We start from the raw sequence: 24,231 nt of genomic DNA, 5'->3' as shown, positions 1-24,231 counted from the left end.
TGATCGGCGCCTCGACGCCGGCCGGGCAGTCGCGCCGGACGAGCACCGGAGTGCGCACCCTGGTCTGGGATGCTCGCATCAGCGTCATCCGGCGACGGCCCTTATTATCAAGACCGTGCGCGAATGCAATCAGGGGGCGATCGGGAAGATGAACCCAACCGGATGTGTGACCGCGCCACAGATCGCGGTGTCTGGTCCTGGCAGGGCGATGCGGTCGGCATGGCGGCAGCCCCGGGAGCGCCGCCATGGCTGCGCGGCGCCGCTCACAAATCGATGATTCCGAGCGCGATGCTCTTGGCCACCCCATGGGTCTTGTTGGATGCCTCGAGCTTGCGCAGCGCCTGCTTGATGAAGCCTTCCACCGTCTCCGGCGAAATGCCGAGGATCTGCGCGGTGTCGGCCACGGTCTTGCCGCGCGCCGCCCAGGCGATCACTTCCTTCTCCCGCCCGGTGAGCTTGATGGTTTCGGCGGCGTCCGCGGGCTTGAGGATGGTCGGCGCGTTGCGCTGGTCGCGGTTGACGATGTCCATCGCCCGCTGCACCCAATAGATCATCAACAGATGCAGTTCATGGCGATGGCAGACGAACAGCTTGTCGAAGTCGCGCGGCTCGTCTTCCCAGAAGAACACCGTCGAGCTCGAATGCACCGCGCCGAGCCGGTCGCGATAGTGGAAGGGAACGACGAAGCCGTCCTTGAATCCGAACTCCCGGGCGGCATCCATCGTCTTGACCTCGGGCGGTCGCTTGCGTCCGCTTCGCTCCGGCAGCTTCAGGCTGCTCCAGCTGAACGGCGTGTTGGTGCGTCGTGACCGCGCCAGCGCCGGATCGGCATGAACGAACTCGTTCTGCACATACGCCCGCTTCCAGGCATCGGGAAATGTGCCGATATGATAGGGCAGATCAAGGTCGGGCCGGCCGGCATCGACAAAGGCAAAGCCCGAGAAGCCGTAATTCTGGACAACGCGATGCAATGACGAGCTGAGCTCGTCGATGGTATCCGACGCCTCGATGGTCGAAATCGCGTCTACCAGGCCCATTGACGAAAACCCCCGGTTTTAGGGGGTACCACAGTTAACCCCTTTTGTTCCAGATGTTCCCGCATTTGGAGGAAGGGACAAATGCTTCATTCATTGGACGGCTACCACGCCCTCATTACCAGGGAAAAGCTTGATCCGGCGCATGTCGGGGCGATGTTGCGGCTGCGCAAGCGCCTGTTCGTCGACCATTGCGGCTGGCTTCTGACCACGGTCGGGGATGTCGAACGCGATCAGTTCGACTGCTGGTATACCGAGCACTGCCTGTTGTTCTCCGGCGTCGAGCTCGTCGGCGGTTTCCGGGCTATCCGCACCGATTATCCCTATCTTACCAAGTCGGTCTTCCCGCAGCTTGCGCTGCGTCGCTTCCCGACCAGCCGCGATGCCTGGGAGATCAGCCGTTTCGGCGTGCTGCCGAACGTTGCGAGGTCGCAGGCCGCACGCGTGAACTACGCGCTGATGTTCCGCTTCGCCGAGCTGCGCGGAGCGAAGGCGCTCGTCGCGTTGGCCGACCTCTCCTATGAGCGCTTTCTCACCCGCATGGACATCCGCACCCGCCGCTACGGCCCGCCGCAGGTGATCGGCAATGATCGCATGGGCCGCCCGCTGACGGCGCTAGCCGGAGAAATTCCGCTCGGTCTCGCCGCCAATCCCGGCCTGACCAAATTCCTCGACCTTGGACGGCAATTGGAGATCCACGATGCTTCACATGTTCTCGGACGTTCGAGCATTCCAGCGTGATCCGCTGCGTCTGCTGCTGACGCGCGGCAACGAGTCCGCGCTGGGGCTGGTGCCGTTGCAGCTCGGTCCTGCGCCGGTGTTCCTGGTGAACGATCCCGATCTGCTGCGCCCGATCCTCAAGGCGCCGGAGACCGACATCGGAAAGGGCAAGCTGATCAAGAAGCTGACGCCGGTGCTCGGCCGCAGCTCGCTGATGCTGAGCGGCGAGGAGCACAAGCGGCGCCGAGCGGTGCTGCAGAAGCACATGGCCAAGGGCAGCGTCGAGAAATTCCTGCCGCATATGTGCGCCGAGATCCGCGCGGTCGGCGCCAGCCTGGCGCGGCTCGGATCGTTCGATCCGCACCATGTCACCGCGATGCTGGCGCTGCGGACGATCTGCGTCGCGATCTTCGGCTCCCAGGTGATGTCGTCCGGCGACGAGGAAGCCCTGGTTCAGGCGGTGGGCGCGATCGAGGACGATCTTGCGGAAGAGATGTTCCGCGCGTTGCCGTTCGGTCCGGTGGCCTGGTATCGGCGGCGCAAGAACCGGATCTGCGCCAAGCTTGCGATGTCGACGGTGGTGCAGCGCCTGCGCCGCAAGGCCGGCTCGAGCAGCGCGCTGCGCGATCTCGAGGCGCTCGGCCTGACCGATCGCGATCTCGAGGACGAGATCCTGACATTGCTGCTGGCCGGCCATCACACCACGGGTTCGACTGCGGCGTGGATGTTCTACCAGATGGCTGCCGATCCCGCCCTGATGGACGAGATCGCCGACGAGGCGGCGGAGTGCCTCGGCGACGACGGCGAGCTGCGACTCGACGCGGTGAAGCGCGCCAATCTGAGCGCGACGCTGGTCAAGGAGGTCTGCCGGCTCTACCCCAGCGCCTGGTGGTTCTCGCGCGAGGTGATGCAGCCGGTGACGATCGGCGGGCGCGACCTCAAGGTCGGCACCTCGCTATTGATCTGCCCCTGGCAGCTGCAGCGCGATGGCAGGCATTTCGAGGATCCGGACCGCTTCCTGCTGACGCGGCGCTACAACACCGACGCCTACATCCCGTTCGGCGCCGGTCCGCGCGCCTGCGCCGGGATGGGGGTTGCGATGCTCGAGCTGCAACTGCTCGCGCTCGAGATCGCCGCGGCCTATCGCTTCACCGGCGTCAGCCCGAATCCGGCGCCGTGGCCGAAAGCCTCGGTGACGCTGATTCCCCCGCCGATGACCATCGACATCGAAATCCGCGAGATGCGCCCGCGCATCCCGCATCTCGGCGACGAAGCCGAGCATCTGCCGTACATCCCAACCGTGGGTGCGGCGTCCATCAGCACACTACAATCGGTATCCCAATGACAACTCAGCTAACAACGGCCAGCGCCGGGCAAAGGGCCATGGATCAAGTGCAAGTGCGCAGTTTGCGCGACGTCATCGCTGTCTTGATCGAGCAGCGCAGCATCGTGAGGGCGGCCGGCGCAAGCTTCGCCGCGCATCTGCTTGACCTCGCGATCATGCAGCTGCGGCTCAACGTCAACGATATTACGGCGGAGGAATTATCCGGTCTGTCCGACTTCGTCGGAGCGGAGTTTATGAGGGACAAATCCTCGCATTGATCGCGGCGACCGGTCTTCGGATCGGTCTTGCGTAGGATCCGTCTTGCGCAGGCTCAGCCTTGCGCAGGATCAGTCTTGCGCAGGATCAGTCTTGCGTCGCCACCAGCGCCTTCATCGTGGCGCCGGCGGCAAGCGCGGCGTCGTTCGGATCGATCTCGATCTGCAGGCCGCGCTGGCCGCCATTGACGAAGACCGTGACGTGGGTGAGGGCGGTCTCGTCGATCGCGGTCGGCACCTTCTTCTTCTGGCCGAACGGGCTGATGCCGCCGACATGATAGCCGGTCAGCCGCTCGGCATCGGCCGGGCGCATCATCCTGGCCGACTTGCCGCCGAGGGCGGCGGCAAGTTTCTTCATGCTGACCTCGCAGTCGGACGGCACCACGGCGCAGACCGGCTTGCCGTCGACCTCCGCCATCAGCGTCTTGAGCATGCGATTCGGGTCGACGCCGAGCGCCTCGGCCGCCTGCAGCCCGATGCTCTCGGCGCTGGAATCGTAGACATAGGTGTGAAGCTTGAAGGCAATGCCGAGCTTGCGCAGCGCCATCGTCGCTTGGGTGGAATTGGGCATGGACCCTGCCGGTTAATCTAGGTGAATGATCGCCGTAATAGGAGCTGCGATCAATCCACAGCAGGGTCCGGCGTCACGTTGCCGTAACATTAAATTCCCGCCAGCCCGGCGCAGCCGGGCGCAGCATGGAATTTAATGGGGATATCAAAGGGTTGTAGGTCGTCTAAAAGGCGTAAACGAGCCCCTTCTTGCTTGCGCAGCCGAGCCGCTTCCTTTATCCGGTAGGCGCCTTGCGTGCGCGCGGCCGGGCGCCGCGATTTAGGCTGGGCATATCAATGCAGGTCGCTGTGGGCGGACGCGTTTTCGCCGCGATCATGGTCTGAAACACCTGAAGGGAACATCTTCGCAATGGCCAATGTTGTCGTCGTCGGCGCCCAATGGGGTGACGAAGGGAAGGGCAAGATCGTCGACTGGCTGTCGGAACAGGCCGACATCGTCGTGCGCTTCCAGGGCGGCCACAATGCCGGCCATACGCTCGTGATCAATGGCGAGACCTACAAGCTGGCGCTGCTGCCCTCCGGCGTGCTGCGGGCGAACAAGCTCGCGGTGATCGGCAATGGCGTGGTGTTCGATCCGCAGGCCTTCCTCGACGAAGTCGCCAAGCTGAAGGGGCAGGGCGTCGCGGTCGGACCGGACAATCTGCGGATCGCCGAGAACGTCACGCTGATCCTGCCGCTGCATCGCGAGCTCGACGCCTTGCGCGAATCGTCCAACGCCATCACCTCGATCGGCACGACCCGCCGCGGCATCGGCCCGGCCTATGAGGACAAGGTCGGCCGCCGCGCCATCCGCCTGATGGACCTCGCCGACCTCGACACCCTGCCGCACAAGATCGAACGCCTGCTGGCGCATCACAATGCGCTGCGCCGCGGCCTCAACCTCGCGGAGATCGACGGCAAGAGCATCCTGAGCGAGCTGTCGGCGATGGCGCCGAAGCTATTGCCCTATGCCGAGACGGTGTGGCGGCTGCTGGACCTCAAGCGCCGCGAGGGCAAGCGCATCCTGTTCGAGGGCGCGCAGGGCGCGCTGCTCGACGTCGACCACGGCACCTATCCCTATGTGACGTCGTCCAACACGGTGGCGGCGCAGGCCGCGACCGGCACCGGCCTCGGCCCGGGCGCGGTCGGCTATGTGCTGGGCATCTGCAAGGCCTACACCACCCGGGTCGGCCAGGGTCCGTTCCCGACCGAGCTGAACGACGAGATCGGCGAGGAAATCGGCCGTCGCGGCAAGGAATTCGGCGTCAATACCGGGCGCAAGCGCCGGGTCGGCTGGTTCGATGCCATGCTGGTGCGACAGACTGTCCGCACCTGCGGAATTGCCGGGCTGGCGCTGACCAAGCTCGATATTCTCGACGGGTTCGACAGCATCAAGGTCTGCATCGGCTACAAGCTCGACGGCAAGGAAATCGACCATCTGCCGGCGGGCGAGGGCGCGCAGGCCCGGGTCGAGCCGATCTATGAGATCATCGAGGGCTGGAAACAGCCGACCGCCAATGCGCGGTCCTGGGCGGACCTGCCGGCCCAGGCCATCAAGTACGTTCGCCGGGTCGAGGAACTGGTGGGGTGTCCGATCGCCCTGCTATCCACCAGCCCGGAGCGTGAAGATACTATTCTGGTACAGAATCCGTTCGAGGCTTAACGGGATATTACCTATATCCCTCCAATTGTGTGGAAATGGCTGACTACTACCCGCTGATCGCCCGTGCCATCGCCGGATTGGACCCCAACGCCCCCGGCGAAGCCCGCCGTGCGCTGTATGCGCGGGCGCGAACGGCGTTGATCCAGCAGCTCCGCGGCGTGCAGCCGCCGCTCTCCGAGTCCGAGATCACCCGCGAACGGCTGTCGCTGGAAGAGGCGGTTCGCAAGGTCGAGTCCGAGGCCGCGCAGCGCGCCCGCGAGGCCTCGCGTCCCGGTGGCGCTGCCGCTGTCCGCGGCAGCCGCGCCAATGCCCGGCCGCCCGAGCCCGGTCCCGCCGACACTGCCGCGCGCCCGCGGCCCCCGGCCGAACCCCGTCCGCCGCGCAATCTGCGCCCCGACGCGCCGCCGCCGGCCCCGCCGCGGCCGCAAAACCCGCCGGTCCCGCCCGAGACCCAGGCGCCGCCGGCCCGACCGGGCCCGCCCCGCCGCGGTCCGGAAGGCGCGCCGCCGCCGGTGCCGCCGGCCGCGCCGGGCGTGCGCGGCTTCCGCGACATCACCGCCGATGCTGACGATCTCGGCCGTGCCGCGGCGCAAGCCAGCCGCAACGCGCGCAAGACCTACGCCAACGTGCCGTCGCCCTCGCCGGAATTCGATCGGCTCGAGCCGAGCCTTGAGAATCGCGGCGGCGATCCCGAGGCGCCGTATTCCTACGACGAGTCGATCGAGGAGGCCGAGCGCTACACCCCGCAGCCGCCGCAAGGTCCGCCGCCGCAGCGGTCGCGGGCCGGCAACGGCGAGCGCGAGCCGAAGAAGCCGCCGCGCGTCGGCTCGATGTTCCCGTTCAAGACCGCGATCGTGATCGGCATCCTGCTGATCCTGGTCGGCACCGGCATCCTGTTCCGGCAGCAGGCCATGACCCTCGTCAGCAGCCTGTTCAAATCCTCGGCCCCGGTCGAGGCGCCGAAGGATGCCGCGTCGACGCCTGCGAGCAAGAAGATCACCGACCGCGTCGGCCAGCCCTCGTCGTCGGGCGAGACGGTCGCCCCGGTGGCGCAGCGCGTGGTGCTGTATGACGAGGATCCGTCGGATCCGAAGGGCAAGCAGTATGTCGGTTCGGTGGTCTGGCGCACCGAGCAGGTCAAGGGATCGGGCAACCAGAAGCCCGACATCGCCGTGCGGGCCGACATCGACATCCCCGATCGCAAGTTCAAGATGACGATGTCGTTCCGCCGCAACACCGATTCATCGCTGCCGGCGAGCCATACCGCGGAATTGACCTTCATCCTGCCGCAGGACTTCGCCAATGGCGGCGTCGGCAACGTGCCGGGCATCCTGATGAAGTCGAACGAGCAGGCGCGCGGCACGCCGCTGGCAGGGCTCGCCGTCAAGGTCACCGACGGCTTCTTCCTGGTCGGCCTCTCCAATGTCGACGCCGACCGCTCGCGCAATCTGCAGCTCCTGAAGGAGCGCTCGTGGTTCGACGTGCCGCTGGTCTACACCAACCAGCGCCGCGCCATCATCGCGATCGAGAAGGGCGCCCCCGGCGAGCGAGCCTTCAACGAGGCGTTCGCGGCGTGGGGTGAGTAGCGGCCTTAGCTCTCGCCCCGGTCGCCAGCAATGTCGTCGCCCGGCTTCGTCCGGGCGATTCCGTATCGCAGCAAGATCAGCGGCTGTTGCAGCGCATCGACGTGCAGAGCTCCGGAACATCGCCGCGACTTTCGATTTTTCCCTAGAACCGTCGCGCGACCGCGTTACACTTGGTTGACGTCGGGCAAGGGCACGCCATGAAACGCTATCTGATCTTCGCAGCCATCGGGCCGTTCATCGGCGGCTTCCTGCTGCTGCTCATGACCACCTATCAGTCCGGCTACTGGACCGAGACCAGTGGCGGCGAGGTGACCAAGCTGCTCGTCGTGTTCGTGAAGTCGCTGCAATACAATTATCTGTTCGGCATCGTGCCGTCGCTGATGTTCGGCGCGATCGACGACATCCTGATGCACGTGAAGCGGATCGCGCCGGTGGTGCGGATGCTGCTCGTCGGCGCGGTGGCGTTCGTCGGCGCGGCGCTGACCTATGCCTCGCACGGCTCCGAGAGCGGCGCGGTGCAGTTCATCCTGTACGGAATGGTCGGCTTCATCCCAGGCGTGATCACGTCCTGGCTGGCGCACAAATATGCCGAAGAGCTGCACGCGCCGGCGCAGCCGGCTTCCCAGCATTAGGGCAGGTGCTCAGTACCAAGGGAAAAGCAGAAGTCGCGTTCGGCGACTTCTGACCCAACCGCGAAATGAGCACGTCGCGATCGGACAAGGGCCGCGCTCAACGCCCGGCGCGGAATAGATCGCCCCTTGCAGTAATCGTATCAGCGCGCGAGACGCGGGAGGTCCGGCTACCTTCACACAACTGTCATATCATCGTCATGGAAACGTAGTCCCAATGTCATGTCCGCGTTCGTCCTCGCGACCCGCGGCCGCCCGGGGCAGTGGCGATGCCGATCCCGGGCGTGCTCCATTCTGTGTTCGCGCATTTATTTCAGCCGTCGCTGCAGACGACCGGGACGTACGGGATCTGCGTTTCGGATTCGGGGAAAGGAATTTCGAGTGGCAGATGCAAGCTTCAGCCTTCTGACGGGCAACAGTATCGAAACGCGCCTGGTCCGAGCCGGCGGCATTATTTTTCGCGAGGGGGAGCAGGCCAACGAGCTCTTCGTGATCAAGAGCGGCTATGTGCGCATTCAGGTCGGCAACAAGACCATGGCGGACCTCGCGCCTGACACGATCTTTGGCGAGATGGCGTTGATCGACAATGGGCCAAGGAGTGCGACCGCCACGGCGCTCACGGATGTCGAACTCGTCCCGGTCTCGGAAAAGCAGTTTCTCTTCCTCGTGAGCCAGACGCCGCATTTTGCCCTGAAGGTGATGAGGACGCTGGCGCAGCGGCTCAGAACGATGAACAAGGGCGTCTACTGAAGCGAGCACGGCAGAGCCTCGAGGTAACAGGCCTTGAAGGTGACACAGTGGTAATGTGACGCAACTTGAACCGCCTGCCTGCGTTACCATGTGATGGCCATGACCGAGGACGACATCTTCACGCCCCACGCCGCGCGATCGCGGCCGCCCTTTGGCGGCGCGCAGGCGCGCGGCAAGGTCATCGACCAGGATGGGCGCGAACTCGCCGATGGCCCGCTGCATCCGCAGTTCCAAGGTTTTCAGGGAGCCTTTCAGGAAGGCTTCCAGTTCGACTTCCGCAACTCCACCGCCAACCCGTTCGGCAATCTGACTCGCGAGCAGCGGCTGCAGCGGCTGGAGACGATCGCAAAGTTGCTCGACGTCGCCTTCATCGTGCCGGGCACCAATGTGCGCTACGGCATCGACGGGCTGATCGGCCTGATCCCGGTGGTCGGCGATATCATCACCACCGCGATCTCGCTATGGCTGGTGCGCGAGGCCCGGTTGCTGGGCGCGCCCTGGCACATCACTGCGCGGATGCTCGCCAACGTCGCCGTCGACGGCGTGATCGGCATGGTGCCGGTGGCGGGCGATGCCTTCGACGTCATGTTCCGCGCCAATATCCGCAATGTGCGGATGCTGCGGCGCTGGCTCGACAACCAGCCGAGATTGTGACCTCAAAAACAAAAGCCCCCGGAACGATCCGAGGGCTTTTCGTTGAGCGAAGAGCAGAAAGCTTATGCGGCGTCAGCGTCGGTCTGGCTGGCGGCCGGGCGCGGACGACGCGGCAGCGGAAAAGCCTCGCTCTCATAGAGCGAGCGGATGCCGTTCTGGTCGAAACGGGCTTCCTCGACCTGGAGATAGGCGCCGTTCAGCGAGTCCGCCGGCAGCTGCTCCATCGCGAACTGCACGGCCTCGGCAGCGGTGCCGAAACGGCGGTAGGCGAAACCCGCCCGCTTCTTCTTGCGGATCGCGGCGGGGAACAGTTCGGCGGATGTGTTATAGTTGAACGGACGCAGGGGACGCATGGTCGACGACCTCTTGTGTTCTTTTCAGTTGGCGTTGCGAAAGGGATTTTGGGGGACGGCGGCCTATTATCGGCGGCGCGCCGTACATGTCATTTCGACCCCTAATATAGGCCTCTTTGACAAAAATGCGACCCCAGAAGAGCCCCTGACAGGGCACATGCTGAATCCGCGCATAGCACCGGCACCAGCCAGATAAGTCATTTTGTTTCAATAACTTATGGCTCTCAAATCTTGTCGAGCCAGGCCAGGATCGCGACCACGATCAAAATCACCCCGAAAAGGCCCATTCCGGAGTGGCCGAGGCCATAGCCATAGCCGCGAATTCGGCCGCTATAGCCGCCCAGCAGGATAATCAGCAAAAGGATGATGAGGATCAGTCCAAGCGACATGGCGCCCTCCTCAGAACAGGCGGCAGCCGCACGGCGAGACGCCTACGGCCCCGCGAACACCGAGCAAAGCACATTCCGGCCTGCGAGTCGTTAAGGCCGTCAGCCGATCACGAGGATGTTGCCGGGCGCCGGAGCCAAAACAAAGCCCCACGCGACTGGCCTGCTGGTCGCGTGGGGCGCGGCGTGGTGGGCGCCGTTACTTCTTCTCGTCGAGCTTCAGCGCCGCCGAGTTGATGCAGTAGCGCAGGCCGGTCGGGCCGGGGCCGTCGTTGAAGACGTGGCCGAGATGGCCGTCGCATTTCGAGCACAGCACCTCGGTGCGGATCATGCCGTGGCTCATGTCGCGCTCCTCGTCGACATGGCTCTCGACCGCGGGCTTGGAGAAGCTCGGCCAGCCGCAGCCGGAATCGAACTTCTGGTCGGATTCGAACAGCGTCTGCCCGCAGCCGGCGCAGACATAGGTGCCCTTGCGGGGATCATGCTCGTATTCGCCGGTGAAGGGCCGCTCGGTCGCTTTCTCGCGCAGCACGGCGTACTGCATCGGCGTCAATTCCTTGCGCCACTCGGCCTCACTCTTGCGGACCTTGCCGTCGGTCTTGGTATCGGACATGGAAACTCCCTTGTTGGTTGTCATTGCGAGGAGGGAAGCGACGAAGCAATCCATCTTTCCGCTTGCCGCGGCATGGATTGCTTCGCTTCGCTCGCAATGACGGGAAGCGTCGCCTCAGTTGGTGACCTTGGTGCTGCCCACCAGCGTCGGCTTCTCGATGTAGTTCTCCGCGAAGATCTTCTTCAGGTTCTCGACCTTCGGGATGTCGTTATAGGCAATATAGGGTTGGTTCGGGTGCAGCGTCAGATAGTCCTGGTGGTAGCCCTCCGCCGGATAGAAAGCCTCGAGCGCGCCGACCTTCGTGACGATCGGCTTCTTGTAGACCTTGGCGGCGTTGAGCTGGGCGATATAGGCGTCCGCCACCTTCTTCTGCTCGTCGCTGGTGGTGAAGATCGCCGAGCGATATTGCGTGCCGGAATCGGGGCCCTGCCGGTTCAGCTGGGTCGGGTCGTGCACGACGGAAAAGAAGATCTGCAGGATCTTGCCGTAGGAGATCTTCTGCGGGTCGTACTTGATCTCGACCGATTCCGCATGGCCGGTGGTGCCGGTCGAGACCTTCTCGTAATCGGCGCTTGCCTTGCTGCCGCCGGAGTAGCCGGACACCGCGCTGACGATGCCGGCGGTGTGCTGGAATACGCCCTGCACACCCCAGAAGCAGCCGCCGGCCAGCACTGCGGTCTTGATGCCGGATTCCGGCGCGCTCGCGGCCGGCGCCGGGATGATCACGGCGTCCTCAGCGGCAAGCGAGGGCGCAACGGCAAAAGCTGTGACGGCCAGCGCGCCGATCGCGGCGGCGCACAGCGAGAGGCGGCTGAGGGAGCTTTTGGGCATGGGTTCCTCGTGGGATCGCAAGTGGGGCCAGTCTAGAGCGGGAGCCGGCATTGGCCAATCAGGCCGGGTGGCTCCGACGCTTCAAAATACGGGCGAGGAGGCGTTTTGTTACGGCGCCGGCCACACGGTTTCGTGAGGGAAATGCTGGGGATATAGCGCAATCTCTCCTCCCGTCGTCCCGGCGAAAGCCGGGACCATAACCACAGGATTGAATTGTTAGAAGGCTGTGGCCCCAGCGTCGTGCAACAATGACCTTCGGTGGTTATGGGTCCCGGCTTTCGCCGGGACGACATCGGGTATGTTGCGTCATCGAGAGTCATACATTCACGGTCTCTCAGGATGACGGGTCTACAAGTGCGCGGCACGTCACACCACCACGCTCAGCCGCTTCGCCGCCCGCGTGATCCCCGTGTAGAGCCACCGCGCGCGCGAGTCCTGGAAGGCAAAGCTCTCGTCGAACAGCACGACGTCGTCCCATTGCGAGCCCTGCGACTTGTGCACGGTCAGCACGTAGCCGTAGTCGAACTCGTCATAGGGCTTGCGCTGCTCCCACGGCACGCCTTCGACGCCGCCGTCGAAGCACTCGCCGCGCACCGAGACCTTAGTGACCTTGTAGCCGAAATCCTCGTCCGGCATCACGCGCATGGTGATGATCCTGGATTTGGACTGCGCGCGCGCCTTGACCCGCCACAGGCCGCCGTTGAACAGGCCCTTCTTGCGGTTGTTGCGCAGGCAGACCAGCTTGTCGCCGGCGACCGGCAGCGGATCCTCGATGTTCTGCCGCTGCCGCACCCGCATGTTGTAGGCGCGGCGGGTGTTGTTGCGGCCGACCAGCACCTGGTCGGCGCTCATCACGCGGTCCGGATCGAGCTCCTTGCGTGACACCACCTCGCTCTCGCCATGGCGGCCGATCTCGAGCTCGCGACCCTCGCGGATATCCATCGACATCCGCACGATCGGATCGTCCTGCGCCTGGCGGTGCACCTCGGTCAGCATCGCGTCGGGCTCGGCATCGGTGAAGAAGCCGCCGCCCTGGATCGGCGGCAATTGCGCGGGATCGCCGAGCACCAGCAGCGGGCAGTCGAACGACATCAGATCGCGGCCGAGCTCGGCATCGACCATCGAGCACTCGTCGATCACGATCAACTTGGCCTTTGATGCCGGCGCGTCGTCCCAGAGCTCGAAGCTCGGCTGCTCGACGCCGGACTCGCGGGCGCGGTAGATCAGGGAATGGATCGTCGAGGCGCTGTCGCAGCCCTTGTTGCGCATGACGAGCGCCGCCTTGCCGGTGAAGGCCGCGAACTTCACCTCGCCGTCGACGCCTTCGGCGATGTGGCGGGCGAGCGTGGTCTTGCCGGTTCCGGCATAGCCGAACAGGCGGAACACCGGCGGCGTGCCGTTCTGGCCGGGCTTGGCCTTCAGCCAGTCGGCGACGGCTTTCAGCGCAGTGTCCTGATGCGGCGTGAAGGTGGTCATGGGCTTTCGGAAGAGTGAGCGCGCGACCGATAGCGCCGCGACTCAGGCCAGCACAAGCTAAACATTCATGCGTTCCGATCAAGCCGTCTCCCGCTGCGCGGAATTGGGGTTTCGCCCCCGAGGCTAGACTTGATCCGGAGCGCCACTAGACTGCCCCAAAACAACAAGCGGTCGAGACCACGATAATTGGTCGAAGAAGCGACCTTGGGAGTGACTCCATGAAATTCGGCATCTTTTACGAGCTGCAACTGCCGCGCCCCTGGAACGACGGCGACGAGCTCAGGCTCTACCAGAACGCGCTGACGCAATTGGAAACCGCCGACCGGCTCGCTTACGACTACGCCTGGGTCGTGGAGCACCACTTCCTCGAGGAATATTCGCACTCGCCGGCGCCGGAATCCTTCCTTGCCGCCGCGAGCCAGCGCACCAAAAACATCCGGCTCGGCCACGGCATCTTCCAGCTCACCACCAATCATCCCGCCCGCGTCGCCGAGCGGGTCGCGGTGCTCGATCTCCTGAGCAACGGCCGCTGTGAGTTCGGCATGGGCGAGAGCGCCTCGATCACCGAGCTGACGCCGTTCGGCCGCGACATGGAGACCAAGCGCGAGGTGTTCGAGGAAGCCGTGCAGGCGATCTTTCCGATGTTCAGCAAGGTAGGCACCGAGCATCACGGACAATATTTCGATATCCCGCTGCGCAATGTCGTGCCGAAGCCGGTGCAGAAGCCGCATCCGCCGCTCTGGATGGCATGCTCGCAATTGCCGACCATCGAACGCGCCGGGCAGAACGGATTTGGCGCGCTCGGCTTTCAGTTCGTCAGTGCCGAGGCGGCGCATGCCTGGGTGCACGCCTATTACAACGCGATCACCAAGCGGCTGAAGAAGCTGGCCGACTACGAGATCAATCCGAACATGGCGCTGGTCTCGTTCTTCATGTGCGCGAAGACCGACGAGGAGGCGCGCCGGCGCGCTGACGGCGCGACCTTCTTCCAGTTCGCGCTGCGCTATTACGGCCAGGCACAGAACCGGCAGCGGCCGGCGCCCGGCACCGTCAACATGTGGGACGAGTATAACAAGTGGAAGCGCGACAATCCGGAGGCGCAGGAGGCCGCGCTGCGCGGCGGCCTGATCGGCTCGCCGGAGACCTTGCGCAAGAAGCTGCGGCGCTTCCGCGCCTCGCATATCGATCAGGTGATCCTGCTCAACCAGGCCGGCAAGAACATCCATGAGCACATCTGCGAGTCGCTGGAGCTGTTCGCGAAAGAAGTGATGCCGGAGTTCCAGCACGATCCCGAGCACGATGCCTGGAAGAAGGGCGTGCTCGATGGCTCGATCCAGCTCGAGGAGATCGACACCCAGGCGTTCACGGACCGCTATGGTAAACTCGCTGTCAATGTCGGCTCGAAGGCAGCAGCTGCGGGCTGATCAATTAATGCGCAGCCGCCTCGCGATCGCGTGAAGAAAATAATTCGCTACACGCGCTCGGAGCTTTAAAAGAAACGGCACGCGCGATGCCTGCACCGAAGTGCGGGCATCGCTATTTTTGTGCGGTGCTCGACAGCTTCATTCGCGCGCCCCATCATCCTGACATCGTATGATCGCGTGGTGAAGAGCGCGCTTGATCGTCAGGAGAGTTTTGGAATGAAGCGCCGTGAGTTCCTCCAGCTGTCGCTCGTCACAGCCGCTGCCGCTGCGCTGTCACGCGGCGCGCAGGCGCAGGCGGACGCGAAGGAAATTCGTATCGGCTACCAGAAGAACGGCGTGCTCGTTATCACGCGCCAGCGCGAGGCCTTGGAAAATCATTTCAAGCCGCAGGGCATCGGCGTGAAATGGATCGAGTTCTCCTCGGGCCCGCCGATGATGGAAGCGATGAATGTCGGCAGCGTCGATTACGGCGCGGTCGGCGATTCCCCGCCGATCTTCGCGCAGGCCGCGGGCGCCGCCATCGTTTATGCCGCGGCCCAGCCCATCATCAACGGGTCCGGCATCCTGGTGCCGCAGAATTCGGCGATCGCGTCAATCGCCGATCTCAAGGGCAAGCGCGTCGGCTTCACCAAGGGATCGAGCGCGCATAACGTCGTGATCCAGACGCTGGAGAAGGCCGGGCTCACCTATGACGACATCACGCCGGTCTATCTGACGCCGCCCGACGCTGGGCCGGCCTTCGCCAATGGCGGCATAGATGCCTGGGCGATCTGGGATCCGTATTTCGCGATCGCCGAGACCAAGCAGAACGGCCGCATTCTGGTCAAGACGCGCGACATCACCAAGACCAATTCGTTCTACATCGCCAACCGCGACTTCGCCCGCAATCGCGGCGCGGTCCTGCAGCAGATCGTCGATGTCACGACGTCGAGCGCGGCATGGGCGCAGGCGCATCCCGATGAGGTCGCCAAATCGCTCGCCGCCGTCACCGGCGTGCCGCTCGATATCCAGACCATCGCGGCGAAGCGGGCGGGCTTCTCGGTCGGACCCGTGACCGACGACATCATCGCGACCCAGCAGGGCGTCGCCGACCGCTTCTTCAAGCTCGGCCTGATCCCGAAGCAGATCGCGATCCGCGACATCGTCTGGCGCAATCCCCAGACCTGATCGGCGCGCGTTTGGTCATTTCAATGCAGAGGATAGTCCCATGACGCGTTTATTTCGACGCTGGGTCGCTCGCGCGGTGCTGTCGCTCAGCATCGTCGCCGCAACCGTCAGCGCCTCCTACGGCCAGGAGAAGGTCGTCCGCATCGGTTACCAGAAATACGGCAAGCTGGTGCTGCTCAAGAGCAAGGGCTCGCTCGAGGAAAAGCTGAAGGCGGTCGGCACCAAGGTGGTGTGGACCGAGTTTCCGTCCGGGCCGCCGCTGCTCGAGGCGCTCAATGTCGGCGCGATCGATTTCGGCAACACTGGCGAGGCGCCGCCGATCTTCGCGCAGGCCGCCGGCGCGCCGATCCAGTATGTCGCCTATGAGCCGCCGGCGCCGAAGGGCGAGGCGATCCTGGTGCCGAAGGACAGCGCGATCAAGTCGGTCGCTGACCTGAAGGGCAAGAAGGTCGCGCTGAACAAGGGCTCCAACGTCCACTATCTACTGGTGAAGGCGCTGGAGAAGGCCGGCGTCAAATATTCCGAGATCGAGTCGGTGTTCCTGGCGCCGGCCGATGCGCGCGCGGCGTTCGAGCGCGGCGCGGTCGATGCCTGGGTGATCTGGGATCCGTTCCAGGCCGCGGCGGAGGCTGCGACCGGCGCCCGCACCGTCGCCGACGGCACCGGCATCGTTGCGAACTATCAGTTCTACTTCGCCTCGAAGAAATTCCTGCAGGCCGATCCGAAGATCGTCGAGCTCGTGCTGGCGCAGCTGAGCGAGGTCGATGACTGGGCCAAGGGCGATATCCACGCCGTTGCCGAGCAGCTGGCGCCGAGCATCGGCCTGTCGGTGCCGGTGGTCGAGGTCGCCTTGAAGCGGCAGGCCTACGGCATCAAGCCGGTCACCGATGCAGTGGTCGCGGACCAGCAGCAGGTCGCCGACACGTTCTTCGCGCTCGGCCTGATCCCGAAACAAATCAAGATTTCCGACGTCGCATGGAGGCCGGGCACGTGAGCAACCCAACCAACGCCAACATCCTCTGGTTCCTGCCGACCCACGGCGACAGCCGCTATCTCGGCACGTCGATCGGCGGCCGCGAGGTGAACTTCAATTATCTGCGCCAGATCGCGCAGGCCGCGGATCAGCTCGGCTATTACGGCGTGCTGCTGCCGACCGGGCGGAGCTGCGAGGATTCCTGGGTGGTGGCCTCTGCCGTCGCGCCCTGGACCGAACGCCTGCGCTATCTCGTGGCGGTGAGGCCCGGCCTGCAGTCGCCGAGCGTCGCCGCACGGATGACCGCGACGCTGGACCGGCTGTCGAACGGCCGCCTTCTGATCAACGTCGTCACCGGCGGCGATCCGATCGAGAACAAGGGCGACGGCATTTTCCTCGATCATGACGAGCGCTACGCGGTGACCCGCGAGTTCCTCAACGTCTACAGCGATCTGCTGGCGGGCAAGACCGTCAATGTCGAAGGCAAGCACATAAGGATCGAGGACGGCCGCCTGCTGTTCAATCCGGTGCAGTCGCCGCGGCCGCCGCTGTATTTCGGCGGCTCCTCGGATGCCGGCATCGACGTCGCGGTCGACACCGTCGACAAATATCTGACCTGGGGCGAGCCGCCGGCGCAGGTCGCCGAGAAGATCGCCAAGGTGAAGGCGGTGGCGGCGCAGCGCGGCCGCAAGCTCTCGTTCGGCATCCGCCTGCATGTGATCGTGCGCGAGACCAACGCGGAGGCGTGGCGCGCCGCCGACGAGCTGATCCAGTACGTCACCGACGACACGGTGGCCGCAGCGCAAAAGATCTTTGCGCGGATGGATTCGGTCGGCCAGCAGCGCATGGCGCAGCTCCATGGCGGCCGCCGCGACCAGCTCGAGATCAGCCCGAACCTGTGGGCCGGCGTCGGCCTGGTGCGCGGCGGGGCCGGCACCGCGCTGGTCGGCGATCCCGAGACCGTCGCCGCGCGGATCAAGGAGTATCAGGAGATCGGCGTCGATACCTTCATCATGTCGGGCTACCCGCATCTCGAGGAAGCCTATCGCTTCGCCGAATTGGTGTTCCCGCTGTTGTCGCTGGCGCAGGGCGGCAACGTGACGCCGATCCGCGTCAACACCGGGCCGTTCGGCGAGACTATCGGCAACGACTACCGTCCGCAGAAGCAGGCATCGCAATCATGAGTCTCATCGACAGTCTCCCGCGCCGCAAAGCGTTTTCGAGCGAAGTGGATGCCGGTTCGCGTGAAGAAAACGCGTCAAAACAAAAATCTGGAGCTCCGTTCCGATCCCATCGGAACGGAAACAGCTCCAGCGCGCCGAAACTCCCGAAGGTCGACGGCTTGATCCCCTGGATCGTGCCGCTGGCGATCGTGCTGGTGTGGCAGCTTGCCTGCGTCACCGGCTACGTGCCCTCGCGGGTGTTGCCGGCGCCGACTGACGTCGCGGTGGCGGGATGGAAGCTGCTGCTGTCCGGCGAACTGGTCCGCAACATCTGGGTCAGCTTCTGGCGCGCCTCGATCGGCTTTTTGATCGGCGGCGGCATCGGCTTTGCCTTCGGTCTCGCCAACGGGCTGTCGCAGCTGTCGGCAAAGCTCACCGACACCACCTTGCAGATGGTGCGCAACATTCCGCATTTGGCGCTGATCCCGCTCGTCATCCTGTGGTTCGGCATCGACGAGTCGGCCAAGCTGTTCCTGGTTGCGCTCGGCGTGTTCTTCCCGATCTATCTCAACACGCTGCACGGCATCCGCACCGTCGACCCGCAGCTGATCGAGATGGGCCGCATCTACGGCATGACCGACGGTGAGCTGTTCCGCCGGGTGATCTTTCCCGGCGCGCTGCCCTCGATCTTCGTCGGCCTGCGCTTTGCGCTCGGCATCATGTGGCTGACCCTGATCGTCGCCGAGACCATCGCGGCCTCGTCGGGCCTCGGCTACATGGCGATGCAGGCGCGCGAGTTCATGCTGATCGACGTCGTCGTGCTCTCGATCCTGATCTACGCCTTGCTCGGCAAGCTCGCCGACAGCGCCTCGCGGGCGCTGGAGCGGCTGACCCTGTCGTGGCATCCCGCCTTCCAGAAGAAGTGAGAATGAGAATGCAAGAAGCGCTTCGTTTCGAAACCGCTGAAGCCGAGCCGGTCGACCGCACCGAGATCGTCGTGAAGGCGCGGCAGTTGCGGCGCGTGCCGGAAGGCGCGGCCCGCGGCCTGTCGCTGACTATCCGCGGCCTGCGCAAGGCGTTCGGGGACAACGAGGTGCTGCGCGGCATCGACCTGCACATCCCGGCCGGCCAGTTCGTCGCGATCGTCGGCCGCAGCGGCTGCGGCAAGAGCACGCTGCTGCGTCTGATCGCCGGCCTCGACGCGCCGACGGCGGGAACCATCGCCTTCGGCGAACAGCCGCGAGCGCAGGATGTCCGCGTCATGTTCCAGGAACCGCGGCTGCTGCCCTGGGCGCGCGTGCTGTCCAATGTCGAGGTCGGGCTGGGGCGCGAGCGTGCCTCCGCCGACGCACAGGCGCGCGCCGAGCGCGCACTGGTCGAGGTCGGACTCGGCGACAAGCGCACGCAGTGGCCGTCGGTGCTGTCGGGCGGTCAGAAGCAGCGCGTCGCCCTGGCGCGGGCGCTGGTCAGCCAGCCCCGCGTGCTGGCATTCGACGAACCGCTCGGCGCGCTCGACGCGCTGACGCGGATCTCGATGCAGCAATTGCTGGAACGGGTCTGGCGCGACCAGGGCTTCACCGCGATCCTGGTGACGCATGACGTCGCCGAGGCGGTCGCGCTCGCCGACCGCGTGCTGGTCATCGAGGACGGCCGCATCGCCGAGGACGTCGCGATCGACCTGCCGCGGCCGCGCCGGCGCGGGTCGGCCGAACTCGCTGCGCTGGAGGGCGAGATCCTGAAGCATCTGCTCGAAGGCAGCGAAGACAGTCTGTGAGGTCGCCATGAATTCCATCGTCCGCAATGTTTCGATCGAGCCCGCGGTTGCGGCCGCCGAATTTCGCGGCGCGATGCGTCACCTCACCGGCGGCGTCAGCGTGATCACGGCCGGCCGGGCCAAGGATATCTCGGGAATGACGGTGACCTCGGTGTCGTCGCTCTCGGTCGAGCCGCCGTCCTTGATCGTCAGCATCAACCGCGCGGCCTCGTCATGGCCGCTGATCGCACGCCATGGCGTATTCGGCGTCAATATCCTGGCCGCGGATCAACGCGACATCGCCGAGCGCTTCACCGGCAAGGGCGGCCTGAAGGGCGCGGACCGCTTCACCGGGGCCGAATGGACGACGCGCGCGTCAGGCGTCCCGCTGCTGGTCGGCGCGCTTGCCGCGGTTGATTGCGAGGTCGAGGAGACCATCGAACGGCATTCGCACGTGATCGTCATCGGCCGCGTGCTCGACGTGATTGCGTCCGAGCGTACCGCCGCGCTGGTGTATTGGCACGGCGAGTATGTCGCGATCGACCATGAGGAAGACGCCGCACGGCTGGCTGAGGTCAGCCTGCCGTCGCGTCATGTTCATGTGCGAGGGCCGCGTTAGCGCGCCGTGCTTATCCGGATCGGACTTTAGAAAACTGCGCTCAGCGATGCCGGGCTGTCGATGATCACATTGCTGCCGCGGACGCCAGCCCATACAGCCTGGACGGTCTGAGCTGCATTGGCCAGCGGAATGCCAACGACGAGTGTGGTCGGGATACGGCCAAAGCTCGACGGGGTCTCGTTATAGGTGAAGCTTGCGACGACCGGCGAGACCGTGCCATTGACGGTGACTCCGAACACGCCGCCCGGAATATCGTTGCCCGTGGCGTAGGGATTCGGAACGTTAAGGGTGATGATCGCGGTGGTGCCGACGCCCTCCGGAATCGTCAGGCTGAGGCCTTGCATCGGCGTTAGAGTCGCGGAGGTCGTGGACAGGGTGCCGCTGGTCTGCGCATAAAGGGCCATATCACTCTCCAGTTGTCTAATAATGTAACCGCAATAGGAGATTGAATAAGGCAACCTGCCGCAAGATTCAAGGGATGAACGGCGCCGAGGCCGGCGCGGCACGTTGGCCGTGGCGCTTTCCCAATCGGCGCATTAAATGGCGCGGATGTTTCGGAGAGGTGATCGTTGGATGAAGCGCGTGGGAACCTGGCTGTTCTACATCGTCGGTGCGATCGCCGTCGCCTATCTCGCGCTCTATGCCTATGTGACGTTCACGGGCCGCGACATCACGCCGGGCGATCCGATCCGGATCTTCCGCAAGCCCGACGCGCCCAGCTATTCGTGAGGCGAGGCAAGCGGCGGGACTTGCCGCCACCAGGGTTTCTCAGCCGGCGTTCGCCATGCGCTGATAGTCGGGCGCGCCATTGCCGGCCGGGGTGATCGGGATGCCGCCGTCGGCATATTCGTTCAGCTTGTTGCGCAGCGTGCGGATCGAGATGCCGAGGATGTTGGCGGCATGGGTGCGGTTGCCGAGGCAGTGCTTCAGCGTTTCCAGGATCAGGTCGCGCTCGACATCGGCGACGGTGCGGCCGACCAGCGCGCGGGCGACCTGCTCGGCGGCCAGCGTAGCGTGCGCGACCGCGGGCGCGGTCTTGGCAAGGTCGAGGCGGTCGCCGTCGGGGGTCAGGATCGCGTCAGCGCCGATCTCGTCGCCCTGCGCCATCAGGACCGAGCGATGGATAGTGTTCTCGAGCTCGCGGACGTTGCCCTGCCAGCGGTTCGCGGTCAGGACGCGGCGGGCATCAGTCGAGATCGGACGCACCGGCATGCCGTTGGCCTCGGCATATTTCCTGGCGAAATGCTGCGCCAGCTCGAGGATGTCGGCCGGGCGGTCGCGTAGCGGCGGAATCTTCAGGTTGACGACGTTGAGGCGGAACAGCAGGTCCTCGCGGAAGGTGCCTTCGCGCACCGCCTCCGAGAGGTTGCGGTTCGAGGTCGCGATGATGCGGATGTCGACCGGGACCGGCTTGGTGCCGCCGACGCGGTCGATCACGCGCTCCTGGATCGCGCGCAGCAGCTTGGACTGCAGCCGCACGTCCATCTCGGAGATTTCGTCGAGCAGCAGCGTGCCGCCGGTCGCTTCCTCGAACTTGCCGATGCGGCGGGCGACCGCGCCGGTGAAGGCGCCCTTCTCATGGCCGAACAGCTCGGATTCAAGGAGGTGCTCGGGGATCGCGGCGCAGTTGATCGAGATGAACGGCCGCTTGGCGCGGGCCGAGCGGGAATGGACGTAGCGCGCCAGCACTTCCTTGCCGGTGCCGGACTCGCCGGTGATCATGACGGAGGCGTCCGAGCCCGCGATCTGCTGCGCCAGCTTGATCACCCGGCCCATCGCCTCGTCGCGGTAGATCAAATCGCGCGCGTCATTGGCGACCGCGGCCAGCACCGCTGCGATCAGCTCGGGGTCGGGCGGCAGCGGGATGTATTCCTTGGCGCCGGCATGGATCGCGGCGACCGCGGCGCGGGCGTCGTTGGAGATGCCGCAGGCGACGATCGGCACGTGGATGTGCTCGGCTTCGAGCCGCATCACGAGGTCGCGGATGTCGAGGCCGACATCGACCAGCAGGAGGTCGGCGCCCTTGCCGCCGCGCAGCACGTTCATCGCCTGTTCGGCGGCCTCGGCGTGGGTCACCGAGGCGCCGTTGTCCATCGCGATCTTGGTCGCGGTCGTGAGCTGGCCCTTCAGGGTGCCAACGATGAGAAGCCGCATGATGATCTCCTGTTCGTCTGGTCGCGCAGGTCCCGCGCGTGACCGCCTGAGTTGTTAAGAGCGTTCTGCCTTGATGATTTCGGTCATGGTCACGCCGAGCTTGTCTTCCACCAGCACCACTTCGCCACGCGCCACCAGGCGGTTGTTGACGTAGATGTCGATCGCCTCGCCGACGCGGCGGTCGAGCTCAAGCACGGTGCCCGGTCCGAGCTTCAAGAGGTCGCCGACGTCCATCTTGGAGCGGCCAAGCACCGCCGAGACCTGCACCGGCACGTCGAACACGGCCTCGAGATCGGCCGCGATGCGCGCGGCATGTTCGTCTTCGTTGTAGCCGATGTCGTCGATGGTGGGCGCGTCGGCGGAGTTGAGATCGGGAAGCGGGACTTGGGTGTCGGTGTCGGTCATGGTTCAGCCCTCAATCGCCTTCAGCCGGCCTGGCCGCGGGACGCCAGATAGCGCCCGACGAGTTCGTTGATCTTGCCTTCGATCGCGGCGCGTTCCAGCACGACGCCGCCATCGGCCCATTCGATCCGGCAGTCGCCGGTCGCAATCGTCGGCTCGGCCAGGATCACCAGCCGGCCCTGAAAGCCGGAATGCGCCGCCATCCGCTCGATATTGTCATGCGCCGCCTCGTAGAGCGCGTCGTTGATGCGGACCACGAGATGCGGCGTCGCCACCAGATGCGAGAAGCAGTCGGAGACCAGCGCGGTGATCTCGCCGAGCGGCTCGCGCGCGATCAGCTCGGAACAAAGCTTGCGGGCGACCGCCACCGCGACGTCCACCGCCTCGGTCTCCATCCGCGTCTCGATGCCGGCGAAGCGCGCCGCGATGCCCTTGATCGCGGTGCCGATCTCCTCCAACGCCTGCGCGGCGCGGCGGTCGCTCTCGACCTTGGCCTCGCGCAGCGCGGCCTCGTAGCCGGCGCGATAGGCCCGCGCCTCGGCGTCGGCGACCTTCTGCGCGACCTCGGCCGGCGTCGGCGCGCGTTCGCGTGCGCGGTCCGGCGCCGAGAAATCCGTGTCGAACAGGAATTTTGCGGGCGCGGCCATCAATACACCAGCTCGTCGTCGGCGCGGTTCTTGGTCAGCGTGATCTCACCGCGGGCGGCGAGATCCTTGGCGAGGTTGACCAGAAGCGCCTGGGCCTCGTCGACGTCGCGCAGCCGCACCGGGCCCATCGCGGCCATGTCGTCCATCAGCATCTTGCCGGCGCGCGAGGACATGTTGCCGAGGAAGAAGCTGCGTACCTCCTCGTTGGCGCTCTTCAGCGCGACGCCGAGCTTGTCCTTGTCGATGTTGCGCATCAGCGTCTGGGCCGAGGCGGTATCGAGCTTGATCAAATCGTCGAAGGTGAACATCAGCGCCTTGATGCGCTCGGCGGATTCGCGGTTTTCCTCTTCCAGCGAGGTGATGAAGCGGGTCTCGGTCTGGCGGTCGAAATTGTTGAAGATCTCGGCCATCACCTCATGGGCGTCGCGGCGGCGGGTCTGCGACAGGTTCGACATGAACTCGGTGCGCAGCGTCTGCTCGACGCGCTCGATGACTTCCTTCTGCACGGCTTCCATCCGCAGCATGCGGCCGACCACGTCGAGGGCGATGTCCTCGGGCAGGATCGCGAGCACGCGCGCGGCGTGCTCCGGCTTCAGCTTCGACAGCACCACGGCGATGGTCTGCGGGTATTCGTTCTTGAGGTAGTTGGCGAGCACCTCTTCCTGCACGTTGGAGAGCTTCTCCCACATGTTGCGGCCGGCCGGGCCGCGGATCTCGTCCATGATGCCGGAGACGCGCTCGGCCGGCAGGTATTGCTGCAGCAGCCGTTCGGTGGCGTCGAAATTGCCCATCAGCGCGCCGGAGGCCGACATCCGCGAGACGAATTCCAGCATCAGGTCCTCGACCACGTCGGCCTCGACGGTGCCGAGGGTCGACATGTGGACCGACAGCTCGCGTACTTCCTCGTCGTCGAGCATCGACCAGATCTTGCCGCCATACTGCTCGCCGAGCGCGAGCATCAGGATTGCCGCGCGCTTGGGGCCGGGCAGCGGCTTGCCCTTGGGCCGGGCGCTTTGCCGGTTCGCCAGCGTCGAGAGGACGGTGGCGATGTCGTTGGCGTTGGTGGTCTGGGGTACGGCGGCCATG

Annotated in this window: 28 protein-coding genes; 16 read left to right on the top strand and 12 right to left on the bottom strand. The window is 65.2% G+C overall.

The annotated features are described in order from the left end of the window. Window positions 1-263 precede the first annotated feature (263 nt). The gene (locus ACVI1L_RS07320) at window positions 264-1,037 is read right to left on the bottom strand and encodes a helix-turn-helix transcriptional regulator (RefSeq protein ID WP_016842683.1); all 774 of its coding nucleotides are present in this window, start codon (window positions 1,035-1,037) and stop codon (window positions 264-266) included. Between the two features lie 81 nt (window positions 1,038-1,118). Between ACVI1L_RS07320 and ACVI1L_RS07315 the strand changes: the two genes are divergently transcribed. Genes ACVI1L_RS07315 through ACVI1L_RS07305 form a run of 3 tightly spaced genes read left to right on the top strand, consistent with a single transcriptional unit; the run spans window position 1,119 to window position 3,356 of the window. Beyond that, on the top strand, window positions 1,119-1,775 hold the full coding sequence (locus tag ACVI1L_RS07315; protein WP_456782587.1) for an acyl-homoserine-lactone synthase: 657 nt from the start codon (window positions 1,119-1,121) through the stop codon (window positions 1,773-1,775). Then, complete coding sequence (locus tag ACVI1L_RS07310) at window positions 1,735-3,099, top strand: cytochrome P450 (protein WP_253589087.1); 1,365 nt, start codon at window positions 1,735-1,737, stop codon at window positions 3,097-3,099. The genes ACVI1L_RS07315 and ACVI1L_RS07310 overlap by 41 nt, the downstream gene beginning before the upstream one ends. Window positions 3,100-3,137: 38 nt before the next feature. Then, the gene (locus ACVI1L_RS07305; protein WP_016842680.1) at window positions 3,138-3,356 is read left to right on the top strand and encodes a hypothetical protein; all 219 of its coding nucleotides are present in this window, start codon (window positions 3,138-3,140) and stop codon (window positions 3,354-3,356) included. Window positions 3,357-3,441: 85 nt separating this feature from the next. Here the strand turns inward: ACVI1L_RS07305 and ybaK are convergent, their stop codons facing one another. Beyond that, window positions 3,442-3,924 (bottom strand): Cys-tRNA(Pro) deacylase, encoded by a 483-nt coding sequence (ybaK, locus tag ACVI1L_RS07300; protein WP_028333475.1) that lies wholly within the window; start codon window positions 3,922-3,924, stop codon window positions 3,442-3,444. A 348-nt stretch (window positions 3,925-4,272) separates the two neighbouring features. Between ybaK and ACVI1L_RS07295 the strand changes: the two genes are divergently transcribed. The 5 genes from ACVI1L_RS07295 (at window position 4,273) to ACVI1L_RS07275 (ending at window position 9,184) form a co-directional block, all read left to right on the top strand. Further along, on the top strand, window positions 4,273-5,565 hold the full coding sequence (locus tag ACVI1L_RS07295) for an adenylosuccinate synthase (protein ID WP_076829982.1): 1,293 nt from the start codon (window positions 4,273-4,275) through the stop codon (window positions 5,563-5,565). Window positions 5,566-5,600: 35 nt separating this feature from the next. After that, the gene (locus ACVI1L_RS07290; protein ID WP_456782586.1) at window positions 5,601-7,151 is read left to right on the top strand and encodes a hypothetical protein; all 1,551 of its coding nucleotides are present in this window, start codon (window positions 5,601-5,603) and stop codon (window positions 7,149-7,151) included. Between the two features lie 197 nt (window positions 7,152-7,348). Further along, complete coding sequence (locus ACVI1L_RS07285) at window positions 7,349-7,783, top strand: DUF5413 family protein (protein WP_038382276.1); 435 nt, start codon at window positions 7,349-7,351, stop codon at window positions 7,781-7,783. 378 nt (window positions 7,784-8,161) lie between these two features. Continuing rightward, window positions 8,162-8,530 carry a Crp/Fnr family transcriptional regulator gene (locus tag ACVI1L_RS07280; protein WP_244558901.1) on the top strand — a complete coding sequence of 123 codons (369 nt, stop codon included), beginning with the start codon at window positions 8,162-8,164 and terminating at the stop codon, window positions 8,528-8,530. 93 nt (window positions 8,531-8,623) lie between these two features. Beyond that, window positions 8,624-9,184: a DUF4112 domain-containing protein gene (locus tag ACVI1L_RS07275; protein ID WP_456782585.1), complete on the top strand. Its 561-nt coding sequence runs from the start codon at window positions 8,624-8,626 to the stop codon at window positions 9,182-9,184. A gap of 62 nt (window positions 9,185-9,246) precedes the next feature. Here the strand turns inward: ACVI1L_RS07275 and ACVI1L_RS07270 are convergent, their stop codons facing one another. The 5 genes from ACVI1L_RS07270 to ACVI1L_RS07250 all read right to left on the bottom strand — a co-directional run bounded on the left by ACVI1L_RS07270 (window position 9,247) and on the right by ACVI1L_RS07250 (window position 12,843). After that, window positions 9,247-9,537, bottom strand: a complete 291-nt coding sequence (locus ACVI1L_RS07270; protein ID WP_016844322.1) for a hypothetical protein — start codon at window positions 9,535-9,537, stop codon at window positions 9,247-9,249. A gap of 224 nt (window positions 9,538-9,761) precedes the next feature. Then, window positions 9,762-9,926, bottom strand: coding sequence for a DUF3309 family protein (locus tag ACVI1L_RS07265; protein WP_016844323.1), 165 nt, complete (start codon window positions 9,924-9,926; stop codon window positions 9,762-9,764). 196 nt (window positions 9,927-10,122) lie between these two features. Beyond that, window positions 10,123-10,536, bottom strand: a complete 414-nt coding sequence (msrB, locus tag ACVI1L_RS07260; RefSeq protein ID WP_057017314.1) for a peptide-methionine (R)-S-oxide reductase MsrB — start codon at window positions 10,534-10,536, stop codon at window positions 10,123-10,125. Between the two features lie 114 nt (window positions 10,537-10,650). Then, on the bottom strand, window positions 10,651-11,367 hold the full coding sequence (gene msrA, locus ACVI1L_RS07255) for a peptide-methionine (S)-S-oxide reductase MsrA (RefSeq protein ID WP_316397127.1): 717 nt from the start codon (window positions 11,365-11,367) through the stop codon (window positions 10,651-10,653). A gap of 366 nt (window positions 11,368-11,733) precedes the next feature. Further along, a complete protein-coding gene (locus ACVI1L_RS07250; RefSeq protein WP_057017316.1) occupies window positions 11,734-12,843 on the bottom strand; it encodes an ATP-dependent DNA helicase in 1,110 nt (369 codons plus the stop codon). 218 nt (window positions 12,844-13,061) lie between these two features. On the opposite strand from ACVI1L_RS07250, the gene ACVI1L_RS07245 reads away from it, so the two are divergent. The 7 genes from ACVI1L_RS07245 (at window position 13,062) to ACVI1L_RS07215 (ending at window position 19,942) form a co-directional block, all read left to right on the top strand. Beyond that, window positions 13,062-14,267 (top strand): LLM class flavin-dependent oxidoreductase, encoded by a 1,206-nt coding sequence (locus tag ACVI1L_RS07245; RefSeq protein ID WP_456782584.1) that lies wholly within the window; start codon window positions 13,062-13,064, stop codon window positions 14,265-14,267. 216 nt (window positions 14,268-14,483) lie between these two features. Then, window positions 14,484-15,434: a sulfonate ABC transporter substrate-binding protein gene (locus ACVI1L_RS07240; protein WP_456782583.1), complete on the top strand. Its 951-nt coding sequence runs from the start codon at window positions 14,484-14,486 to the stop codon at window positions 15,432-15,434. A gap of 40 nt (window positions 15,435-15,474) precedes the next feature. Then, entirely contained in the window at window positions 15,475-16,428 is a 954-nt protein-coding gene (locus ACVI1L_RS07235; protein WP_456782582.1) for a sulfonate ABC transporter substrate-binding protein, read from the top strand. Beyond that, complete coding sequence (ssuD, locus tag ACVI1L_RS07230; RefSeq protein WP_141342576.1) at window positions 16,410-17,591, top strand: FMNH2-dependent alkanesulfonate monooxygenase; 1,182 nt, start codon at window positions 16,410-16,412, stop codon at window positions 17,589-17,591. The genes ACVI1L_RS07235 and ssuD overlap by 19 nt, the downstream gene beginning before the upstream one ends. 158 nt (window positions 17,592-17,749) lie before the next feature. After that, a complete protein-coding gene (locus tag ACVI1L_RS07225) occupies window positions 17,750-18,496 on the top strand; it encodes an ABC transporter permease subunit (RefSeq protein WP_057017321.1) in 747 nt (248 codons plus the stop codon). 8 nt (window positions 18,497-18,504) lie between these two features. Further along, complete coding sequence (locus ACVI1L_RS07220) at window positions 18,505-19,344, top strand: ATP-binding cassette domain-containing protein (RefSeq protein WP_438080284.1); 840 nt, start codon at window positions 18,505-18,507, stop codon at window positions 19,342-19,344. A gap of 7 nt (window positions 19,345-19,351) precedes the next feature. Continuing rightward, entirely contained in the window at window positions 19,352-19,942 is a 591-nt protein-coding gene (locus tag ACVI1L_RS07215) for a flavin reductase family protein (protein ID WP_253625444.1), read from the top strand. Between the two features lie 26 nt (window positions 19,943-19,968). Here ACVI1L_RS07215 and ACVI1L_RS07210 read toward each other — a convergent pair whose 3' ends face one another. Beyond that, complete coding sequence (locus ACVI1L_RS07210; protein ID WP_016844337.1) at window positions 19,969-20,346, bottom strand: hypothetical protein; 378 nt, start codon at window positions 20,344-20,346, stop codon at window positions 19,969-19,971. A gap of 169 nt (window positions 20,347-20,515) precedes the next feature. On the opposite strand from ACVI1L_RS07210, the gene ACVI1L_RS07205 reads away from it, so the two are divergent. Then, window positions 20,516-20,671: a hypothetical protein gene (locus tag ACVI1L_RS07205; protein WP_028333460.1), complete on the top strand. Its 156-nt coding sequence runs from the start codon at window positions 20,516-20,518 to the stop codon at window positions 20,669-20,671. A 39-nt stretch (window positions 20,672-20,710) separates the two neighbouring features. On the opposite strand, the gene flbD is transcribed toward ACVI1L_RS07205, so the two are convergent. From flbD to fliG, 4 genes are read right to left on the bottom strand one after another with little or no spacing between them, the layout of a single operon-like run. Beyond that, on the bottom strand, window positions 20,711-22,096 hold the full coding sequence (flbD, locus tag ACVI1L_RS07200; protein ID WP_456782581.1) for a sigma-54-dependent transcriptional regulator FlbD: 1,386 nt from the start codon (window positions 22,094-22,096) through the stop codon (window positions 20,711-20,713). A 54-nt stretch (window positions 22,097-22,150) separates the two neighbouring features. Beyond that, a complete protein-coding gene (gene fliN / locus ACVI1L_RS07195; RefSeq protein WP_028333458.1) occupies window positions 22,151-22,501 on the bottom strand; it encodes a flagellar motor switch protein FliN in 351 nt (116 codons plus the stop codon). A gap of 20 nt (window positions 22,502-22,521) precedes the next feature. Then, window positions 22,522-23,145 (bottom strand): FliH/SctL family protein, encoded by a 624-nt coding sequence (locus tag ACVI1L_RS07190; protein WP_018273553.1) that lies wholly within the window; start codon window positions 23,143-23,145, stop codon window positions 22,522-22,524. Further along, window positions 23,145-24,230 (bottom strand): flagellar motor switch protein FliG, encoded by a 1,086-nt coding sequence (fliG, locus tag ACVI1L_RS07185; RefSeq protein ID WP_018273552.1) that lies wholly within the window; start codon window positions 24,228-24,230, stop codon window positions 23,145-23,147. Before fliG ends, ACVI1L_RS07190 begins: the two co-directional genes overlap by 1 nt. Window position 24,231: the final 1 nt, after the last annotated feature.

It is taken from the genome of Bradyrhizobium sp. USDA 4516, from assembly GCF_054055915.1.
Note: the sequence above shows the minus strand (reverse complement) of the source record. Positions and strands in the feature narration are given on the sequence as shown.

Coding starts and splice junctions, on each gene's coding strand:
- ACVI1L_RS07310 (WP_253589087.1), top strand. CDS start 1,735: ATGCTTCACATGTTCTCGGACGTTCGAGCATTCCAGCGTGATCCGCTG.
- ACVI1L_RS07295 (WP_076829982.1), top strand. CDS start 4,273: ATGGCCAATGTTGTCGTCGTCGGCGCCCAATGGGGTGACGAAGGGAAG.
- flbD (WP_456782581.1), bottom strand. CDS start 22,096: ATGCGGCTTCTCATCGTTGGCACCCTGAAGGGCCAGCTCACGACCGCG.
- ACVI1L_RS07220 (WP_438080284.1), top strand. CDS start 18,505: ATGCAAGAAGCGCTTCGTTTCGAAACCGCTGAAGCCGAGCCGGTCGAC.
- ybaK (WP_028333475.1), bottom strand. CDS start 3,924: ATGCCCAATTCCACCCAAGCGACGATGGCGCTGCGCAAGCTCGGCATT.
- fliG (WP_018273552.1), bottom strand. CDS start 24,230: ATGGCCGCCGTACCCCAGACCACCAACGCCAACGACATCGCCACCGTC.
- ACVI1L_RS07205 (WP_028333460.1), top strand. CDS start 20,516: ATGAAGCGCGTGGGAACCTGGCTGTTCTACATCGTCGGTGCGATCGCC.
- ACVI1L_RS07245 (WP_456782584.1), top strand. CDS start 13,062: ATGAAATTCGGCATCTTTTACGAGCTGCAACTGCCGCGCCCCTGGAAC.
- ACVI1L_RS07305 (WP_016842680.1), top strand. CDS start 3,138: ATGGATCAAGTGCAAGTGCGCAGTTTGCGCGACGTCATCGCTGTCTTG.
- ACVI1L_RS07250 (WP_057017316.1), bottom strand. CDS start 12,843: ATGACCACCTTCACGCCGCATCAGGACACTGCGCTGAAAGCCGTCGCC.
- ACVI1L_RS07285 (WP_038382276.1), top strand. CDS start 7,349: ATGAAACGCTATCTGATCTTCGCAGCCATCGGGCCGTTCATCGGCGGC.
- ACVI1L_RS07240 (WP_456782583.1), top strand. CDS start 14,484: ATGAAGCGCCGTGAGTTCCTCCAGCTGTCGCTCGTCACAGCCGCTGCC.
- ACVI1L_RS07270 (WP_016844322.1), bottom strand. CDS start 9,537: ATGCGTCCCCTGCGTCCGTTCAACTATAACACATCCGCCGAACTGTTC.
- fliN (WP_028333458.1), bottom strand. CDS start 22,501: ATGACCGACACCGACACCCAAGTCCCGCTTCCCGATCTCAACTCCGCC.
- msrB (WP_057017314.1), bottom strand. CDS start 10,536: ATGTCCGATACCAAGACCGACGGCAAGGTCCGCAAGAGTGAGGCCGAG.
- ssuD (WP_141342576.1), top strand. CDS start 16,410: ATGGAGGCCGGGCACGTGAGCAACCCAACCAACGCCAACATCCTCTGG.
- ACVI1L_RS07215 (WP_253625444.1), top strand. CDS start 19,352: ATGAATTCCATCGTCCGCAATGTTTCGATCGAGCCCGCGGTTGCGGCC.
- ACVI1L_RS07235 (WP_456782582.1), top strand. CDS start 15,475: ATGACGCGTTTATTTCGACGCTGGGTCGCTCGCGCGGTGCTGTCGCTC.
- ACVI1L_RS07210 (WP_016844337.1), bottom strand. CDS start 20,346: ATGGCCCTTTATGCGCAGACCAGCGGCACCCTGTCCACGACCTCCGCG.
- ACVI1L_RS07320 (WP_016842683.1), bottom strand. CDS start 1,037: ATGGGCCTGGTAGACGCGATTTCGACCATCGAGGCGTCGGATACCATC.
- ACVI1L_RS07190 (WP_018273553.1), bottom strand. CDS start 23,145: ATGGCCGCGCCCGCAAAATTCCTGTTCGACACGGATTTCTCGGCGCCG.
- ACVI1L_RS07275 (WP_456782585.1), top strand. CDS start 8,624: ATGGCCATGACCGAGGACGACATCTTCACGCCCCACGCCGCGCGATCG.
- ACVI1L_RS07265 (WP_016844323.1), bottom strand. CDS start 9,926: ATGTCGCTTGGACTGATCCTCATCATCCTTTTGCTGATTATCCTGCTG.
- msrA (WP_316397127.1), bottom strand. CDS start 11,367: ATGCCCAAAAGCTCCCTCAGCCGCCTCTCGCTGTGCGCCGCCGCGATC.
- ACVI1L_RS07315 (WP_456782587.1), top strand. CDS start 1,119: ATGCTTCATTCATTGGACGGCTACCACGCCCTCATTACCAGGGAAAAG.
- ACVI1L_RS07290 (WP_456782586.1), top strand. CDS start 5,601: ATGGCTGACTACTACCCGCTGATCGCCCGTGCCATCGCCGGATTGGAC.